Annotated in this window: 16 protein-coding genes; 8 read left to right on the top strand and 8 right to left on the bottom strand. The window is 65.3% G+C overall.

The window, feature by feature from the left end:
• Positions 1–150: 150 nt before the first annotated feature.
• A complete protein-coding gene (locus BTE28158_RS19575) occupies positions 151–975 on the bottom strand; it encodes an RNA methyltransferase (protein ID WP_151050922.1) in 825 nt (274 codons plus the stop codon).
• Positions 976–1254: 279 nt separating this feature from the next.
• On the opposite strand from BTE28158_RS19575, the gene BTE28158_RS19570 reads away from it, so the two are divergent.
• From BTE28158_RS19570 to BTE28158_RS19560, 3 genes are all read left to right on the top strand, one after another.
• Positions 1255–2058 (top strand): inositol monophosphatase family protein, encoded by an 804-nt coding sequence (locus BTE28158_RS19570; protein WP_059607917.1) that lies wholly within the window; start codon positions 1255–1257, stop codon positions 2056–2058.
• A 110-nt stretch (positions 2059–2168) separates the two neighbouring features.
• On the top strand, positions 2169–3791 hold the full coding sequence (locus BTE28158_RS19565) for an NAD(P)/FAD-dependent oxidoreductase (RefSeq protein ID WP_151050924.1): 1623 nt from the start codon (positions 2169–2171) through the stop codon (positions 3789–3791).
• 237 nt (positions 3792–4028) lie between these two features.
• Positions 4029–4934: a helix-turn-helix transcriptional regulator gene (locus BTE28158_RS19560; RefSeq protein WP_151050926.1), complete on the top strand. Its 906-nt coding sequence runs from the start codon at positions 4029–4031 to the stop codon at positions 4932–4934.
• A 116-nt stretch (positions 4935–5050) separates the two neighbouring features.
• Here BTE28158_RS19560 and BTE28158_RS19555 read toward each other — a convergent pair whose 3' ends face one another.
• A complete protein-coding gene (locus tag BTE28158_RS19555; protein ID WP_151050928.1) occupies positions 5051–5941 on the bottom strand; it encodes an amino acid ABC transporter substrate-binding protein in 891 nt (296 codons plus the stop codon).
• A 613-nt stretch (positions 5942–6554) separates the two neighbouring features.
• Entirely contained in the window at positions 6555–7319 is a 765-nt protein-coding gene (locus BTE28158_RS19550; protein WP_124622357.1) for an SDR family NAD(P)-dependent oxidoreductase, read from the bottom strand.
• A gap of 141 nt (positions 7320–7460) precedes the next feature.
• On the opposite strand from BTE28158_RS19550, the gene BTE28158_RS19545 reads away from it, so the two are divergent.
• From BTE28158_RS19545 to BTE28158_RS19535, 3 genes are all read left to right on the top strand, one after another.
• Positions 7461–8378, top strand: coding sequence for a LysR family transcriptional regulator (locus BTE28158_RS19545; RefSeq protein ID WP_151050930.1), 918 nt, complete (start codon positions 7461–7463; stop codon positions 8376–8378).
• Positions 8379–8614: 236 nt separating this feature from the next.
• Positions 8615–11272 (top strand): DNA mismatch repair protein MutS, encoded by a 2658-nt coding sequence (mutS, locus tag BTE28158_RS19540; RefSeq protein ID WP_151050932.1) that lies wholly within the window; start codon positions 8615–8617, stop codon positions 11270–11272.
• On the top strand, positions 11253–12524 hold the full coding sequence (locus tag BTE28158_RS19535; protein WP_174920032.1) for a hypothetical protein: 1272 nt from the start codon (positions 11253–11255) through the stop codon (positions 12522–12524). Before mutS ends, BTE28158_RS19535 begins: the two co-directional genes overlap by 20 nt.
• Here BTE28158_RS19535 and BTE28158_RS19530 read toward each other — a convergent pair.
• On the bottom strand, positions 12504–13052 hold the full coding sequence (locus BTE28158_RS19530; RefSeq protein ID WP_124903469.1) for an FKBP-type peptidyl-prolyl cis-trans isomerase: 549 nt from the start codon (positions 13050–13052) through the stop codon (positions 12504–12506). The genes BTE28158_RS19535 and BTE28158_RS19530 overlap by 21 nt on opposite strands.
• Before the next feature lie 32 nt (positions 13053–13084).
• Here BTE28158_RS19530 and BTE28158_RS19525 point away from each other — a divergent pair, with 32 nt between their 5' ends.
• Together BTE28158_RS19525 and BTE28158_RS33100 are read left to right on the top strand one after the other, a co-directional pair.
• The gene (locus BTE28158_RS19525) at positions 13085–14305 is read left to right on the top strand and encodes a cupin domain-containing protein (protein ID WP_151051600.1); all 1221 of its coding nucleotides are present in this window, start codon (positions 13085–13087) and stop codon (positions 14303–14305) included.
• A 54-nt stretch (positions 14306–14359) separates the two neighbouring features.
• Positions 14360–14605: a hypothetical protein gene (locus BTE28158_RS33100; protein ID WP_011657350.1), complete on the top strand. Its 246-nt coding sequence runs from the start codon at positions 14360–14362 to the stop codon at positions 14603–14605.
• Positions 14606–14924: 319 nt separating this feature from the next.
• Here the strand turns inward: BTE28158_RS33100 and BTE28158_RS19520 are convergent, their stop codons facing one another.
• The 4 genes from BTE28158_RS19520 to BTE28158_RS19505 form a co-directional block, all read right to left on the bottom strand.
• A complete protein-coding gene (locus BTE28158_RS19520) occupies positions 14925–15701 on the bottom strand; it encodes an MBL fold metallo-hydrolase (protein WP_059608383.1) in 777 nt (258 codons plus the stop codon).
• Positions 15702–15705: 4 nt separating this feature from the next.
• Complete coding sequence (gene bamC / locus BTE28158_RS19515) at positions 15706–16851, bottom strand: NlpB/DapX family lipoprotein (protein WP_151051602.1); 1146 nt, start codon at positions 16849–16851, stop codon at positions 15706–15708.
• Between the two features lie 111 nt (positions 16852–16962).
• Positions 16963–17865 carry a 4-hydroxy-tetrahydrodipicolinate synthase gene (gene dapA / locus BTE28158_RS19510; protein WP_151051603.1) on the bottom strand — a complete coding sequence of 301 codons (903 nt, stop codon included), beginning with the start codon at positions 17863–17865 and terminating at the stop codon, positions 16963–16965.
• Positions 17866–17912: 47 nt separating this feature from the next.
• Complete coding sequence (locus BTE28158_RS19505) at positions 17913–18515, bottom strand: class I SAM-dependent methyltransferase (protein ID WP_151051605.1); 603 nt, start codon at positions 18513–18515, stop codon at positions 17913–17915.
• Between the last annotated feature and the right edge of the window lies 1 nt (position 18516).

Below are 18516 nucleotides of genomic sequence, written 5' to 3'. Positions count from 1 at the left end.
GGAACGCCCGTCGCAGCTTGTCGACGAGGCCATCCGGTGGATCGGCGCCAACCAGGCCACCGACATCGAGCGGCCGATGCAATGCGGCGTTCGCGGCGGGAACGCAGCCGCCCGGCGCGCGAGCGCCCGGCAGCCGGCGTGCCGGACTGCTTACGCGTCGCCGTCGGGCGTGCCGGATTTCAGCAGGATGTGCTTCGCGATGCCGCGCAGGATGTTGACTTCCTCGCGCTCGAGACCGGTGCGTGCGAACAGGCGCCGCAGCCGCGGCATCAGCTTCTTCGGGTTGCGCGGATCGAGAAAATCGAGCGCGATCAGCGCGTTCTCGAGGTGCGCGTACATCCGCTCGATCTCATCGCTCTGCGCGAGCGTGCCGGCTTCCGCCGGCGCCTGGTGCGACGGCTCGCTCCCCTGCTCCAGGAGCGCGACGCGCAGTTCATACGCGAGCACCTGCACGGCCTGCGCGAGGTTCAGCGAGCTGTAAGCCGGATTCGCCGGGATGTGCGCGAGCGCGCTGCACTGTTCGACGTGCTCGTTCGCGAGACCCGTGCGCTCGTTGCCGAACACGAACGCGACGTCGCCGGTGCCGACCTGCGTGCACGCCTGTTCGGCGGCCGCGCGCGGCGCAAGGCGCGGCGGCCCGTATTCGCGCGTGCGGGCAGTCAGCGCGATCGACCAGTGGACGCCGGACAGTGCGTCGCCGAGCGTGGGCACGACATGCGCCGACGCGAGGACGTCATCCGCGCCGCTCGCCATCGCGATCGCTTCGGGGTCGCTCTGCACATGCGGCACGCGCGGCGCAACCAGTACGAGCCTGGAGAAACCCATCGTCTTCAGCGCGCGGGCGGCCGCCCCGACATTGCCGGGATGGCTCGGCTCGACGAGCACGAAACGGGTGGACGTGAAGCCGCCGGACGGCGGCAGGGGCGAGGCCGTGCCCGATTCGGACGGCGCGGCGGGGTTCTGCGGGGTTTCCACTACATACGACTCGGTTCATCAGAATGGCAGTATGGTATCGCCATCGCCCCGGCAAACCCACTCGTCCGGACGGCCAGTGGGGTTTCCCCGCATTCCGGCCACCTGAAACTCTCGAAAATCGGGTAAAATCATGCGTTTACGTGTCGCATCCCGTGCGACACGGGTCGTACCCTGCTCTTTGTCAATTCGCGTCTCATCTCGTCCGGCACGTTTGCGCCGTTCCGGGCGGTGTGTTCCACTTCGTGGCGGCCCGTGCCGCCGGCTACAGGATCCAGGCTCATGCATCCCATGCTCAACATCGCTGTCAAGGCTGCGCGCCGCGCCGGACAGATCATCAACCGTGCCTCCCTCGACCTCGACCTGATCGAGATCCGCAAGAAGCAACAGAATGACTTCGTCACCGAAGTGGACAAGGCCGCCGAAGAGGCGATCATCGAGACGCTGAAGACCGCCTACCCCGACCACGCGATCCTCGCGGAGGAATCGGGCGAATCCGAGAACGAATCCGAATTCAAGTGGATCATCGATCCGCTCGACGGCACGACCAACTTCATCCACGGCTTCCCGTACTACTGCGTGTCGATCGCGCTCGAGCACAAGGGCGTCGTCACGCAGGCCGTCATCTACGATCCGAACAAGAACGATCTGTTCACGGCCACCCGCGGCCGCGGCGCGTACCTGAACGACCGCCGCATCCGCGTCGGCCGTCGCGACCGCCTGGCGGACGCGCTGGTGGGGACCGGCTTCCCGTTCCGCGAAAAGGACGGCCTCGACGCATATGCGCGCCTGTTCACCGAAATGACGCAGGCGTGCACGGGGCTGCGCCGTCCGGGCGCGGCCGCGCTCGACCTCGCGAACGTCGCGGCCGGCCGTCTCGATGCGTTCTTCGAGCAGGGCATCAACGTGTGGGACATGGCGGCGGGCAGCCTGCTGATCACCGAAGCCGGCGGCCTCGTCGGCAACTACACGGGCGACGCCGACTTCCTGCATCGTCATGAGATCGTCGCGGCGAACCCGAAGATCTACGCGCAGATGATCCCGATCCTGAACCGCTACAGCCGCGTGCATCCGGCAGCGGAGTAAATCCGGGCCGCGCCCGCGCGGCGCGGCTGACGCAGCACCGCTGCCGCCGGCACGCCGCCCCGCCCGTCTCAACACCGCCACGACTTCGTGGCGACCGTATCCGAATACTCATGTTACGGCTAAGCGAACTTAAACTCCCGCTCGACCACCCCGAGAGCGCCCTCGAGGCCGCGATCCGTGCGCGCCTCGCGGAGCTTGGCGTGCCGGCAGACGGGCTCCTCCGTTACACGGTGTTCCGCCGTGCGCACGATGCGCGCAAGCGCGCCGACATCAAGCTCACGTATATCGTCGACGTCGAAGTCAAGGACGAAGCGGCCGTGCTTCCGCGACTCGCCGGCACGCCGCATTGCGGCGTGACGCCCGACATGGCGTACCACTTCGTCACGAAGGCGCCCGAGCACGCCAACTTCCTGCGCCCGGTCGTCATCGGCATGGGGCCGTGCGGCCTGTTTGCCGGCCTGATCCTCGCGCAGATGGGTTTCCGCCCCATCATCCTCGAGCGCGGCAAGGCCGTGCGCGAGCGCACCAAGGACACCTTCGGCCTGTGGCGCAAGAGCATCCTCAATCCCGAGTCCAACGTGCAGTTTGGCGAAGGCGGGGCCGGGACGTTTTCCGACGGCAAGCTTTACAGCCAGATCAAGGATCCCCACCACTACGGCCGCAAGGTGCTCGACGAATTCGTCAAGGCCGGCGCGCCGGAAGACATCCTGTACCTGAGCCGGCCGCACATCGGCACGTTCCGCCTCGTCAGCATGGTGGAAAAGATGCGCGCGACCATCCACGAACTGGGCGGTGAAGTGCGCTTCGAAACCCGGGTCGAGGACATCGAAATCGACCAGGGCAAGGTGCGCTCGCTGACGCTGTCGAACGGCGAAACGCTCCGGTGCGATCACGTGGTGCTGGCCGTGGGCCACAGCGCGCGAGACACGTTCCAGATGCTGCACGAGCGCGGCGTGTACGTCGAAGCGAAGCCGTTCTCGCTGGGTTTCCGGATCGAACATCCGCAGGGGCTGATCGATCGCAGCCGCTTCGGCAAGTTCGCGGGTCACAAGCAACTCGGCGCGGCCGACTACAAGGTCGTCCATCACTGCAGCAACGGACGCGCGGTCTACAGCTTCTGCATGTGCCCCGGCGGCACGGTGGTCGCGGCGACCTCCGAGCCGGGCCGCGTGGTCACCAACGGCATGAGCCAGTATTCCCGCGCCGAGCGCAACGCGAATGCGGGCATCGTCGTCGGCATCACGCCGGAAGACTATCCGGGCGGACCGCTTGCGGGCATCGCGTTCCAGCGCAAATGGGAAGAACGCGCGTTCGAGCTCGGTGGCGGCGATTACAGCGCGCCGGGCCAGCTGGTCGGCGATTTCATCGCGGGCCGGCCGTCGACGTCGCTCGGCTCCGTGGTGCCGTCGTACAAACCGGGCGTGCGCCCGACCGATCTCAGCACCGCGCTGCCCGACTACGTGATCGAAGCCATTCGTGAAGCGCTGCCGCAAATCGACAAGAAGATCGCCGGCTTCGCGATGCACGATGCGGTGCTCACCGGCGTGGAGACGCGCACGTCGTCCCCGATCCGGATCCGGCGCAAGGACGATTACCAGAGCGTGAACGTCGAAGGCTTGTATCCGGCCGGCGAAGGCGCAGGGTATGCGGGCGGCATCTATTCGGCAGCGATCGACGGTATCGAAGTCGCGCAGGCGGTGGCGCTCGATCTGATGTCGGCGCACACGTCCTGATATTGCAGGCCGGACTCGGCGCACGTATGCCCATGCGCCGAGTCAAGCCTGCATTTTCAATGCTTGCCCGGGGCGAGCTCCAATCGCCACATCGGGCCGACGGTCTCCGACCGCGATCTCCGGCCTTTGCGATGCGCCGCGGCCATTTAGAGGCCGATATGCCGAACACGACTGACGCCGGGCCTGATTTCGCTTTGGTACACTTGGCGCCCAGGTTCTCTACGTTTCCACGCATCCATGGCCGCTGCACAGTCAGACAACGCGTCATCTGATTTCATGCCGGCTGACCTCAGGCAAAGCGTGATTACGCAGACGTTGCCGCATTCCCAGGTCGGCATCAGCCGACTGAAGACATCTCGTAGAAACATTGGCCGAACTGCGCCATATGAACTTGAAGACGCCGATCTCATCGTGTTGCAATTGCGCGCGTTCGGCGAACAGGAATTGTGGCTTGACGGACGCGTTGCCCGCTTTGTCCCCTATGACGCAGGGACCGTCACGATTCATGACCTCGATCGCAGATGGGTTTCCGACCTGAAGGGGGCGTTCGACTGCATCCATTTTCACCTCCCTCGCCGAACGCTGGAGGAGACGGTCGATGAAATCGGAGGCAGGCAGCGACCACAGCTTTACTTGCCGCCGCATTTGAGTGCGACGGATCCGATCATCCATCGGCTGGGCCACGCTCTGCTCCCCGCTTTAGCGCAGCCCGAGCATGCATCTCAGCTTTTTATCGACCATGTCGCGCTCGCCTTCCAGGCGCATGTCGCGCGCCTGTATGGCGGCGTCAGCGAGCGCCGGGAGAAGTCGACCTGCAAACTCACTGCGTGGCAGGAGCGAATGGCGAAAGGACTTCTTCTCGAACACCTTACCGGGAACATATCGATTGCCGATGTGGCGAAAGCATGCGGCCTGTCTCGCGGCCATTTCGTCAAAGCCTTTCATCAGACCACCGGGTTGCCGCCCCATCGCTGGCTGATCAATCAGCGCATCGAGCAAGCAATGATGTACATGCGCACGTCGTCCATGCCCCTGCAAATGATCTCGGATGCATGCGGCTTCGCCGACCAGAGCCACTTCACGAGAACATTTACGCGCGTCACCGGCGTTACACCGCGTCGTTGGCGCACGGACAACGTTTGAGGGCCGCATGAGCGACGCCTCGCTTTCGCAAGCGGGCATCTCTTTCTTGTCCGGCATGATCCGACAAGTCTTGGCGCACAAAGCTACGCCAAGACCTGCGCCACGTCGATCGATCGTCACTGCGCAGGTCGATCGCTGCGCGTGACCAGATTTCCCTTTAGTGCCGCGCTCATCGGCATGTCAAGATTCGCACCATGTGGCGGAATAGGTGATTCAAACCATTTTGCGTACAGGCGAGTGAATTCGCCACTCTTCATGAGCCGAGTGAGCGTGCCATCGACGAGTCGCTTGAACGCCGGATCGTCTTTGCGCACCATGCATGCGTATGGCTCCACCTGCAACGCGTCTCCCGTCACGGCCCACGTACCCGGGTCGTCCGCGTTGGCCCTGAGCCCATAAAGCAGAACGTCATCGAGGGCGAGCGCTGCCGCTTTGTCGTCCGCGACGATCTTTAGTGCGTCCGCGTAGTCCTTCGTCAGCACGACTTCGGCATCGATGTGCTGCGCTTCGAGTTGGCGTCGCAGCGTTTTTTCGTTCGTACTCCCGCTGACTGTCACGACGGCCTTATGCGTGAGGTCGGCATAGTCGCCAATGCGCGACGCCCGTTTTGCCATCAGCCGCGTGCCGGCATAAAAATAATTGATCGAAAACGCGACGTCCTTGCCGCGCGCCGAGGTGTTTGTCGTCGACCCGCACTCCAGATCGTAGGTGCCATTGACGAGCAGCGGAATTCGATTTTGACCGGTGACCGGCACGTAAGCGACCTTCAGATCCGGTCTGCGAAGCGCCTTGCGAACGTCGTCGACGATTGCTTCCGTTACGTCCATCGAAAAGCCGACGGCTTTATGCGGTGTCAGCAGGTAGCTGAACGGCACGGCGGCTTCCCTGTACGAAACAACGATTTGATTGGAGCGGGAGATTTTGTCCAACGTCTGCGCATTGGCGGTCATCGACGCGGCACACCCCGCGAATAATGCGGCAAGCATGGCAAAGGATGGGGATCTCATGATGCCTCTTTCACGACGCCTTCCCTGCAGAAGCTCGATTTGCCGAGCCGGCTCCGTCAGTAGCGGACCGCACGTCGTATCCCTTGCCGCGCGTCCATCAATTCCGACGTGAATTCACTTTAAGCGGAGTCGATCGCCCCCGATTGACTCAGGTCAACGGCGCAGCGGCCTCCTAACAAGTGCCGGGACTGAGTTTCAGCACGACGCCGCAACCCGTATCGAGATCCGATTGGTCGACAGGCCACCTGCCCGCCTTGGCTGATCGATAAGCGTCATGCCGGCAAGACGAGCACCGGCGCTATCCCTTGGGACCATCCGACCGGCCAAGCCGCACGAGCCAGAATTGTTGCCGGACACGGAGTCGTATCGCGCGATCAGCTGGCCTATCGGCCAACTTCGACCGTATTCGTCAAAGCCGCTGGCAAACTTGGGCAACTCAAGCAATAACTTGATGCCGGATCTATGACCACGCTGTCGCCCGAGGCCTTTGAAGGCCACACGCCAATGATGCAGCAGTATCTGCGCCTTACCTGATAAGGCTCGGCGCACGAACCTACGCTGGCTCTTTCGAGGATCGACCGTTACCCACCGGTCACAGACATCCAGCAGGCGCTTAGATCTGCTGCTGCCCGCCATCGACGAACAGCTCGATGCCGTTCACGAAGCTCGCGTCGTCCGACGCAAGGAACAACGCAGCGCTTGCGATCTCTCCGGGCTCGCCGAGGCGCCCCATCGGGATCTGGGCAGCCAGGTAATCGGCAAGACCCTGGCGTTGGACTGCATCGTCACCGGCGAGGTCGAGCAAGCCGGGCGTGCGCGTCGCACCCGGGCTGATTGTATTAACCCGGACGCGGCGATCCTTCAGATCGAGAATCCAGCTGCGTACGAAGGCGCGCACCGCGGCTTTCGAAGCCGAATACACGCTGAATGCAGCCGTGCCCGCGCTGCCTGCCGTTGAACCGGTAAGAATCACCGACGCCCCCTCGGCGAGCAGCGGCAACGCTTTTTGCACCGTGAAGAGCACGCCCTTCACATTGCGATCGAAGGTGTCGTCGTAGTGTTCTTCGGTGATGCTGCCAAGCGGCAGCATCGAACCGCCGCCGGCGTTGGCGAACAGCACGTCGAGATGCCCCTGTTCTTCCTTGATCTGCGCATACAGCGCGTCGAGCTCACCCAGCTTTGTGGAATCGACTCGTACCCCCGTCGCGTTGCCGCCCGCTTCGCGGATGCCCTTCACTGCGGCATCTAGTTCAGCCTGACGGCGGCCGGTGAGGTAGACGTGCGCGCCTTCTGCCGCGAAACGCTGTGCGGTGGCGAGGCCGATGCCGCTGGTTGCGCCGGTAACGAGTGCAATCTTGTTGTCGAGCTTGCGTGCCATGGTGCTTCTCCGTTCGTTCGGTAAGTGGATGACTGCGTTCGGTGTTTCGTGCTGCGATGTGAGGAGAATATCGACGTCCAAGGCTTATCGAAATAGAATTGATTGCAATCAAACGTTGCAAAAATGAAAAGATGAGGGGAAATGGCGAAGCTGCCTGATTTCGAAGGACTTGCTATGTTCGCGAAGGTCGCGGAGGAAGGATCGTTCGCGGCCGCGGCGCGCGCGATGGGCGTGTCGGTGGCGACGGTCTCGCGGGGCGTCGCCCGTCTCGAAGACCGGTTGGGCGCGCGGCTCTTCAACCGCACGTCGCGCCAACTCTCGCTCACCGAGTTCGGCCGGACGATCTGCGATAAGGCCGGAGAGATCTACCGTCAGGCCGAAGAAGCAGAAAGCGCCGCGCGCGAAATGTCGGTGCAGCCGCGCGGACTGGTGCGCCTGGCTGTACCGATGTCGTTCGGGCTGCGCTGGGTCGCGCCGCTGCTGCCCGCGTTTTTTCGCGCGTATCCGGAGGTGTCGATCGACCTGCATCTTTCGGATGCGTCAGTCGATCTGGTTGCCGATGGGTTTGACGCCGCACTGCGCATTGCCGCGCTGCCTGATTCGTCGCTGGTGGCACGACGCCTGTGCCCGGTCACACAATTCGTGGTGGCGTCGCCCGCGTACCTGAAGCGCGAAGGGCGGCCCGCGCATCCGCGCGAGCTGGCGGACCGGCCATGCCTTTCATACGCGTATCGCGCGCGCAGCGATTTGTGGCGCTTCACGAACGCTGCAGGCGAGGAGGAGCCGGTCAAGCCGACCGGCCCGTTGCGCGTGACGAATTCCGATGCGCTGCTGCCCACGCTGCTCGACGGCCTCGCAATTGCCGAGTTGCCCGAATTCGTCGCCAGCGAATATCTGACCGATGGCCGCCTTGAGGCGATCCTCACCGACTGGTCGCTGACGAAGGGCGGTCTTTACTTCGTCACGCCATCGGCGCGTGCACGTCCGGCGAAGGTGGCGGTGCTGTCCGACTATTTTGCGGAGCATCTCTCGGAGCCGTCATGGCGATGGCCGAAGTAACGCAGTGGCGAGGATGAGCCCACACTCTGGATGGCCGAGCATCATTGCATTGCCGCAATGATGGATCTCAAGCAAATCCATTTCGCAAATATCGCGCACACCGTATCGTCCTTCCCACTCACTGGACGACACCGTGTCAAAGGTTATCGGCGACAACTGGCCGAATGGCGAACTTCGAGGTGTCCGGTTCGGGCCGCTGGTAAACTTGGGCAACCAAAGCAACTTTTCCCGATCACATGAGCACGCCACCCACGGCCGCACCTGCAACCGTCACGCCAATGATGCAGCAGTACCTGCGCATCAAGGCCGATCACCCCGACACGCTCGTCTTCTACCGGATGGGCGACTTCTACGAACTGTTCTTCGAGGATGCGGCGAAAGCGGCGCGTCTGCTCGATCTAACCCTCACGCAGCGCGGCGCATCGGCCGGCACGCCGATCAAGATGGCCGGCGTCCCGCATCACGCGGTCGAACAGTATCTGGCGAAGCTCGTGAAGATGGGCGAATCGGTCGCGATCTGCGAGCAGATCGGCGACCCTGCGACGTCGAAGGGGCCAGTCGAGCGCAAGGTCGTGCGCGTCGTCACGCCCGGCACGCTGACCGACGCGGCGCTGCTGTCCGACAAGAACGACGTCTACCTGCTCGCGATGTGCGCGGGCCACAACAAGCGTGGCGTGGCGGTCAACATCGGCCTCGCGTGGCTGAACCTCGCAAGCGGCGCGCTACGGCTCGCCGAAATCGAACCCGAGCAGCTCGGCGCCGCGCTCGAACGCATCCGGCCGGCCGAGATCCTCACGGCGGACGGCACGACCGACGCCGTGCCCGCCGGCGCCGGTGCGATCAAGCGCGTGCCGGCATGGCATTTCGATATCGCGTCGGGCACGCAGCGCCTGTGCGACCAGCTCGACGTCGCGGGCCTCGACGGCTTCGGCGCGCATTCGCTGACGAGCGCATGCGGAGCTGCCGGCGCACTGCTGCTGTACGCGGCCGCCACGCAGGGTCAGCAGCTGCGTCACGTGCGCAGCCTGAAGGTCGAGAACGAAACCGAATACATCGGGCTCGATCCGGCAACGCGCCGCAACCTCGAACTGACCGAAACGCTGCGCGGCACCGAATCGCCAACGCTGTACTCGCTGCTCGACACATGCTGCACGACGATGGGCAGCCGCCTGCTGCGTCACTGGCTGCATCACCCGACGCGCGCGTCCGTCGCCGCACAGTCACGCCAGCAAGCGATCGGCGCACTGCTCGAAGCGCCCGTGAACGCGAGCCTCGACGCCCTGCGAACCGCACTGCGCCAGATTGCGGACGTCGAACGGATCACCGGGCGTCTCGCGCTGATGTCCGCGCGCCCGCGCGATCTGTCGAGCCTGCGCGACACGTTCGCCGCGCTGCCCGCGCTGCGCGAACGCATCGGCGCGATCGTCGCGAACGCGGATGCGCTCACGCGCATCGACGCGGCGCTCGAGCCGCCCGCCGAATGTCTCGACCTGCTGACGAGCGCGATCGCCCCAGAGCCTGCCGCAATGGTGCGCGACGGCGGCGTGATCGCGCGCGGCTACGATGCGGACCTCGACGAGCTGCGCGACATCTCCGAGAACTGCGGGCAGTTCCTGATCGATCTCGAGGCGCGTGAGCGTACCCGCACGGGCATCGCGAACCTGCGCGTCGAATACAACAAGGTGCACGGCTTCTACATCGAGGTCACGCGCGGCCAGACCGACAAGGTGCCCGACGACTATCGCCGCCGCCAGACGCTGAAGAATGCCGAGCGCTACATCACGCCCGAACTGAAGACTTTCGAGGACAAGGCGCTGTCCGCGCAGGAACGCGCGCTGGCCCGCGAGCGCGCGCTGTACGACGGCGTACTGCAGGCTCTGCTGCCGTTCATTGCCGAGTGTCAGCGCGTCGCGTCGGCGCTCGCGGAGCTCGACGTGCTCGCCGCGTTCGCCGAGCGCGCCCGCACGCTCGACTGGGTCGCACCCGCCTTCACCGACGAAATCGGCATCGAAATCGAACAGGGGCGTCACCCCGTCGTCGAAGCGCAGGTCGAGCAGTTCATCGCGAACGACTGCCGGTTCGGCGCCGAGCGCAAACTGCTGCTGATCACCGGCCCGAACATGGGCGGTAAGTCGACCTTCATGCGGCAGACGGCGCTGATCGCGCTGATGGCATACGTCGGCAGCTACGTGCCGGCGAAGTCGGCCTGCTTCGGCCCGATCGACCGGATATTCACGCGAATCGGCGCGGCCGACGACCTCGCCGGCGGCCGCTCGACCTTCATGGTCGAGATGACCGAAGCGGCTGCGATCCTGAACGACGCGACACCGCAGAGCCTCGTGCTGATGGACGAAATCGGCCGCGGCACGTCGACGTTCGACGGCCTCGCGCTCGCATGGGCCATCGCGCGTCATCTGCTGGCGCAAAACGGCTGCTACACGCTGTTCGCGACGCATTACTTCGAGTTGACGCAACTGCCCGCCGAATTCCCCCAAGCGGCCAACGTCCACCTGTCGGCCGTGGAGCACGGTCACGGCATCGTGTTCCTGCACGCGGTCAACGAAGGCCCGGCGAACCAGAGCTACGGGCTGCAGGTTGCACAACTCGCGGGCGTGCCGGCACCGGTGATCCGCGCCGCGCGCAAGCATCTCGCGTATCTCGAACAACAGTCGGCCACGCAGCATACGCCGCAGCTCGACCTGTTCAGCGCGCCGCCCGCCGTGACCGACGAACTCGAATGCGCGGATGCGCCTCCACCGTCCAACATCCCGCATCCGGCACTCGAAAGGCTGCGCGACATCGATCCCGACGACCTCAAGCCGCGCGACGCGCTCGACCTGCTGTACGAACTGCGCACGCTCGTCCGCTCGCACGATGCCGACGGGCACGCATAAGCGCACCCCGTCGGGTTGGCCGGCCCGCGCCACGGCGGCGCTGGCCGCGGCGGTGCTCGCGCTGGCGCAGGCCGGCGCGCTGGCCGCGCCGCCCAAACGTGCCGCCGCCCCCTACTCGTTCGCGGTCGTGTCGGGCGTCATCGATACGCCGGCCGACGAGCCAGCCGCGCAACGGCTGTTCGAATCGATCGCGCGCGAGCGCAATCTGGCCTTCGTCGTCTATGCGGGCAACATCAAGGGCGCGAAGGAAGCGTGCCGCGACTCGCTGTATACGCAGCGCGGCGCGATCCTCGACGCATCTCGCGTGCCACTCGTGTTCCTTCCCGGCCACGACGACTGGGTAACGTGCAACACGGCGGCCGGCGGCAACTACGACCCGGTCGAACGTCTGGACTTCCTGCGTCAGACGCTGCTGGCCGACGCGGCGCTGCCCGACCCCGGCGCGCTGCAGATCACGCGCGAAAGTGAGGTCGCCCGGTTCCGGCCCTATCGCGAAAACGCGCGCTGGCTGCATGACGATGTCGTCTACGTCGCGCTGAACGCACCGGCACCGAACAACCACTATCTGACGGCCGGCGGGCGGAACGGCGAATTCGAGGACCGCATCATCGCGAACGGCTTCTGGATCGACCACGCGGCCGAATATGCGAAGCGGCACGAAGCGCGCGCGATCGTGGTGATTTTCGAAGGCGATCCGCAGTTCGATCGCTATGAGCGTGCCGAACGCTTTGCGTGGTTGCGTTTCAACCGGCCGCGCGTCCGCGACGGTTTTCGTGAACTGAAACGAACACTGGTGAAGGCGGCGGCGGTATTCCGCGGCCCGATCCTGGTGGTGCACGCGAGCAGCGAGCCGCTTGCGAACGGCTTCCTGATCGATCGCCCGCTGCATGCGGACGACGGCGTGCTGGTGGGAAATGTGACGCGTGTCGCGATCGGACCGCGTCATCCGGCGAATCAGTGGGTGAAGGTCAACGTGTCACCGGCACGGCAGACGATCTTCAACGTGAGCGTGCAGGACGTCCCGAAGAATCTGCCGACCCCGCCCGCGCTGCCGGTCGTGCCGCGCGATAACGTCCCGCTGCCGCAGATGCCGGAGATCCCGGCCTTGCCGGCATTGCCCGACTCGTCGTCGGTCGCGCCGCCGCTTCAAGGCGACGGCACGACACCGGACGGCGCTTCGTGGCCCGCGCCGCGCCCTGCTTCAGGGCCGGCGCCCGGCCTGCCTGCCAGCTCAGTGCAGGGTACGCCCTGACGGTGCGTCGCCTTCCTCGTCCTCGTCTTCGTCCTCGTCGACGATTTCGAGGCCTTCCGCGCCATGCGCGTGCTCATGCTCGATCTCGTCTTCGGTCGCTTCGCGAACGTCCTTGACCGTCAGTGCGAATCGCAGCGCCATGCCCGCAAGCGGGTGGTTGCCGTCGAGCACGACCTTGTCCTCGGCGATGTCCGTGACCGTGTAGATCAGCGAATCCACTTCCTCGTCGCCGTCTTCCGGCGTGCCTTCGAACTGCATGCCCACTTCGATCGGCTCGGGAAAACGATCGCGCGGCTCGATCTTCACGAGTTCGGGATCGTAGTCGCCGAACGCGTCCTGCGGCTCGAGCTGAACCTGCGCCTGGTAACCGGGCTCCTGGCCGTCGAGCTGTTCCTCGATCTTGGGGAACGTGCCATCATAGCCGCCGTGCAGATAAACCATCGGCTCGTCGCTTTCCTCGATCAGATTGCCTTGCGCATCCGACAGCTTGTAAGCGACCGACACGACGGTGTTTTTTGCGATTTTCATCCAATTCTCCCAAATACAAGTCTCATTATACGATGCGCAACCGGTCTCAAGCCGAACCGCGGGATGCCGCTGCCGCCCCGCTCGGCGCGCCGCCTTCCGATCTTCCCACACCGCTGCTCGGCGGCCTCTCGCCGGCGCAATTCATGCGCCGCTACTGGCAGAAGAAGCCGCTGCTGATCCGCCAGGCGGTCCCCGGCGTGAAGCCGCCGGTGACGCGCGACGCACTGTTCGAGCTGGCAGCCGACTATGACGCCGAATCGCGACTGATCACCCATTTTCGTAACAAGTGGCAACTGGCCCACGGTCCCTTCGAGCCGGGCGCGCTGCCTGCCGTTTCGCGAAAGTCCTGGTCCTTGCTCGTGCAGGGGCTCGACCTGCACGTGGACGCGGCACGCGCGCTGCTCGACCGCTTCCGCTTCATCCCGGACGCACGCCTCGACGACCTGATGATTTCGTACGCGACCGACGGAGGCGGCGTCGGCCCGCACTTCGACTCGTACGACGTATTCCTGCTACAGGTCGAGGGCCGGCGCCGTTGGCGCATCGGTGCGCAGAAGGACCTGTCGCTGCAGCCGGACGTCCCGTTGAAGATCCTCGAGCATTTTGAGCCGAGCGACGAGTGGGTGCTGGAGCCGGGCGACATGCTGTACCTGCCGCCGCACATCGCGCACGACGGCGTGGCCGAAGGCGAATGCATGACCTGCTCGATCGGCTTTCGGGCGCCGTCCGCCGGGGAGCTGGGCGCGCAATTCCTGTATTACCTCGCGGAGCGCGGCGGCCTGCGCGACGAGCGTGGCGACGCGCTTTACCGCGACCCGAAGCAGCCGGCGGTCGACACCCCGGCGCAACTGCCGCCGGCGATGGTCGAGCGCGTCGCCGAGATCGTCGATGCGATCCGCTGGCGCAAGCGTGACGTCGCCGAATTCCTCGGTTGCTACCTGAGCGAACCCAAATCGAACGTCGTATTCGAGCCGCCGGCGCGCCCGCTGTCCGAGGCCGCGTTCGTCGCGCAGGCGTCGCGCCGGGGCGTGTATCTCGACAGACGGGCCGCATTGATGTATAACGCGCGCTCGTACTTCATTAATGGCGAGGAAGAACCGCTCGAGCACGCCGGCGAATGGCTGCCCGAACTGGCCAATCTGCGCCACATGGAGGCGAAACGGTTTGTAACACTATCCCGGGTTCCCTCAATGACAGCCTTGCTGCACGAGTGGTATTGTGCGGGCTGGATACGGGTCGGAAACCGGATTTAGTGAGCCGCCCCGTATGCCCGTGCAGATCAAATTCTGTATGGGAAAGACAACGTATTGACCCCGCATTTGTCGACGGTCGATAGGAAAGTGCATATAATTTCCGCCCAAGCCGTAGGGAAGATTCACGCTCTAGAAGTGCGTCTCCACCAGCGGCCCAGGTCGGTGTTGGAGCACATTACCGGTATTGTTTCGCGCTGTTGCTTACCTTTAACCATAAAAGGACGTGATCATGAAGAAATCCCTCCTCGTAGCTTCCCTGTTGGCTGCTGTTGCACTGGCTGCTTGCAACAAGAGCGCTGATCAAGCTGCTTCGTCGGCTGCTAGCGACGCATCGGCTGCTGCTTCGTCGGCTGCTTCGGCAGTTGCTGGTGCTGCGAGCGACGCAGCTGCTGCTGCTTCGTCGGCTACGGCTGCTGCGAGCGACGCAGCTGCTGCTGTGGCGTCGGCTGCTTCGGCAGCGACGGCTGCTCCGGCTTCGGGCGCAAGCCAGTAAGCCTCAGCATCAGCTGAAAAAAAACCGGCCCTTCGGGCCGGTTTTTTTACGTCTGTCGGTTGCGCGCATCGTATCCGGCGGCAGGACCGGCCAAGAGCCGTCCCGGACGTCCGATCCTTCGCCTGCTCAGCCGAGCGTCAGCCAGTCGAAGCCCGCGTCCTGCGTGGCCACGACCACTTCCTCCCCGTCCGTTCCCAGCACGCCGGCCAATGCCTGGCGGGCCAGCTCGGGCCGGTTGTTCTGCTGGCTCAGGTGCGCCGCGACGAGGTGCTGGAGGCGGCTGCGTTCGAGCGATGCGAGGATGCCCGCGGCGGCGGCGTTGCTCAGGTGGCCGTGATTGCCACCGATCCGCGCCTTCAGCGACTGCGGATAGCGGCTCCCGGCGAGCATCTCGGTATCGTGGTTGGATTCGAGCACCAGCGCGTCACAACCGCTCAGAACGGCCGTGATATGCGGCGTGGCCATCCCGACGTCGGTCAGCACGCCGAGCCGGCGGCAACCGTCCATGAAGACGAACTGGAGCGGTTCCCGCGCGTCATGGGGCACCGTATATGGCATCACGGCCAGATCGCGAATCGCGGCTGTCTCGTCGCCCCACAACACGTGGAGATCGACATCGGCTTCGTCCGCGCCCACCGCGCGTGCCGTGCCCCAGCTCATGTAGAGCGGCAGCGACCCGCGCCGCGCGAGCGTCAGCGCGCTACCGACGTGGTCACTGTGTTCGTGGGTGATGAGGATCGCATCGAGATCGTCGATGCCGAGATTCAGGCGGCCGAGGCGGCGCTCGACCTCCTTCGCTGAAAAACCGCAGTCGAGCAGCACGCGGGTGGTCGTCGTGCCGCTCGCGACCTCGACGACCAGCGCGTTGCCTTCGCTGCCGCTACCGAGGCTGGCGAAGCGCACGCGATCAGTTCAACTGGGCGTGCAGCAGCGAAATGATCCGCTGCGCGTCCGACGAGTTGTCGACCTTGCCGGTCGCGTCGACCACCGCGACCTGCGTGCCGCCACTGCCCTGCGCGCGCACATTGACCAGGTATTCCTTGCCCGGCTTGGCCGCCGACGGGCCGCCGTAGAACAGCTTGCCGAACAGCCCGTCGCGCTTGAGCTCTTCCATCGTGTTCGCGTAACGGACCGTGTACAGGCCCTTCTCGCGGTCGCGATTGTCGACCGCGAAGTTGGTGCGGTCGAGCGCGAGACCGACGCGCAGCCACGCACGGTCGAACGATTCCGCCAGTTGCAGCGTCGCGGCACCGCTGCTCGTATCGCTCACCTGCGCCGGCGCCGTCGCGGGACGCGCATCGGTCAGCAGTTGCTTCGCCTGCGCGTCGCTCAGGCCGAACTTCTGCATCAGCTTCGTCAGGAACACAGCCTCGAGCACCGGATTGCGCGGACGCTCTTCCCAGCGCGACGACGTGCCGCCCTGCGGGCCGACCATCATTTCCTCCATCGCGCTGTGCGTGATCGAGATGTCGGTGTTGCCGTCCGGCGTGCGGTTCACGAGCGTGCGGAAACGGTCGCGCGTGCCCGACGAGTACGCGAAGTCGATGACCTTGCCGATCGTGCGGCGGAACCAGTCATCGGGAATGTTCGCGCGGTTCTCGGCCCAGTCGGTGGCCATGATGCCGGTCGACGGCGCGTCGGTCTTCAGCGAAAACCCATTCTCCTGCCAGAATTCCTTCAGGATCGGCCACAGCTGCTCGGGCGTGCGCCCGTCCACGACGAGCCAGCGGCGGTCGCCGTCGCGCTCGATATGCATGCCGAGCGGATCCTGCGCGCTCGGGACACCGTCGGTCGCGTTGCCGGCGGCCGTCGTCGCCCGCGGCGGCAGCGTGCCGAGACCAGCGTTGCTCGGCGGCGCGACGAACTGCTGGGTCGTCGGCACCGGCTTCAGGTCGCTCGGCACCGCGAGCGGCGGCGCCGAACCCGTGTTCTTGTAGTTGACCCGGTCAGGAGCCAGATAATCGTTCAGCGTATCGCAGCCGGCGAGCGCGCCCAGCGCCAGCGCCACCACCGAAACCTGGATGGCGCGAGAGGAAAAGGCGAAACGTTTCATGAAATCCTTCGTCTTGCTAGAACGCTCGTCAGGAGCGGCGCCGGACGGAGCCGGCCGGTGCGGGTTGATGAGGGGTCGAGCCGGCGGCCGCAGGACGCGGCCGCCTGAGCATCAGAGGACGCCGGCCTCGACGAGGGCCGAACGCACGACGTCGTGACAGCGCTCGTCGAGCGGCGTGAGCGGCAGGCGGATGCCGCCCTGCATCTTGCCCATCGCCTGCAGCGCCCACTTCACCGGAATCGGGTTCGCCTCGACAAACAGGTTCTTGTGCAGCGACAGCAGCTTCATGTGCAGCTCGCGCGCCGTTGCGACGTCGCCGGCCAGCGCCGCGCGGCACAGGTCGCTCATCGCGCGCGGCGCGACGTTCGCCGTCACCGAGATGTTGCCGTGGCCGCCGAGCAGCATCAGCGCGATCGCGGTCGGATCGTCGCCGCTGTAGATCGCGAAATGCTTCGGCGCGGCCTTGATCAGGTGCGCGGCGCGATCGATGTTGCCGGTCGCGTCCTTCAAACCGATGACGCCCGGCACCTGCGCGAGGCGCAGCGTCGTCTCGTGCGCCATGTCCGCGACCGTACGGCCGGGCACGTTGTACAGAATCACCGGCAGGTCGACCGCCTCGGCGATCGCCTTGAAGTGCCGGTACATCCCTTCCTGCGTCGGCTTGTTGTAGTACGGCACGACCTGCAGCGTCGCGTCGGCGCCGACGGCCTTCGCATGCTTCGTCAGTTCGATCGCTTCGGCGGTCGAGTTGCCGCCCGCGCCCGCGATGATCGGGATGCGCTTCGCCGCATGCTCGACCGCCGTGCGGATCATCAGGATGTGCTCTTCAACGTTGAGCGTTGCCGACTCGCCGCTCGTGCCGACCACGACGAGTGCGTCGGTGCCTTCCGCGATGTGCCAGTCGATCAGTTTGCGAAACGCCGGCAGGTCAAGACTGCCGTCTTCGAGCATCGGGGTGACGATCGCGGGGATGCTGCCGCGGATTTGAATGCCGTCTTGGGTGCCGTTAGCCATGAAACGCGATTGATTGTTGTACCGGTAAACGTTGAGATTGTAGCGGATTAGCCGGGCAGTTCGTAACGTGGAATTCCCGCCCCCGCTGTCGGGGTCGCGCCCTCGCGTACCGCGCAGATGCGCTGCACGAACGCCTCGCGCGGCGCGGCGACGAATCCGTCCTCGTACGCAACCACCCGCAGGCGGCCGCGCACCGCGTCCAGCAACTCGCCCGGGGCGAGCAGGAACGCAGGATTGGACGGCTTGCCGACCGTTTCGTTTCCTTGCGCGAAGGTTTCGTAGATCAGCACGCCGCCCGGCGCCACCGCATCGAGCAGTCGGGGCCAGAGCGGGCGATGCAGATAATGGGTGACGATCACCGCCGCGAACGACGCACCGGCCGGCAGCGGCCAGGGCGCACCCTCGAGATCGGCGTCGCGCACATCGACACCGGGAATCGTGCGCAAAGCGGCCAGCGCGGCCGCATCGCGGTCGAGCGCGACGACTGGATGCCCGTGCGACGCAAACCAGCGTGCATGGCGACCACCGCCCGCGGCGACGTCGAGCACCGTGCCGCTCGCCGGGACGAGCCGCGACCAGCGGGCGACCCAGCGCGACGGTTCGGTCTGGGCCACGTGGCCGCCCGCGGCGGCAATGACAGGTTCGCGCATG

Origin of the sequence: Burkholderia diffusa, from assembly GCF_902499115.1 — a bacterium.
Taxonomy (GTDB): Bacteria; Pseudomonadota; Gammaproteobacteria; order Burkholderiales; family Burkholderiaceae; genus Burkholderia; species Burkholderia diffusa.
Note: the sequence above shows the minus strand (reverse complement) of the source record. Positions and strands in the feature narration are given on the sequence as shown.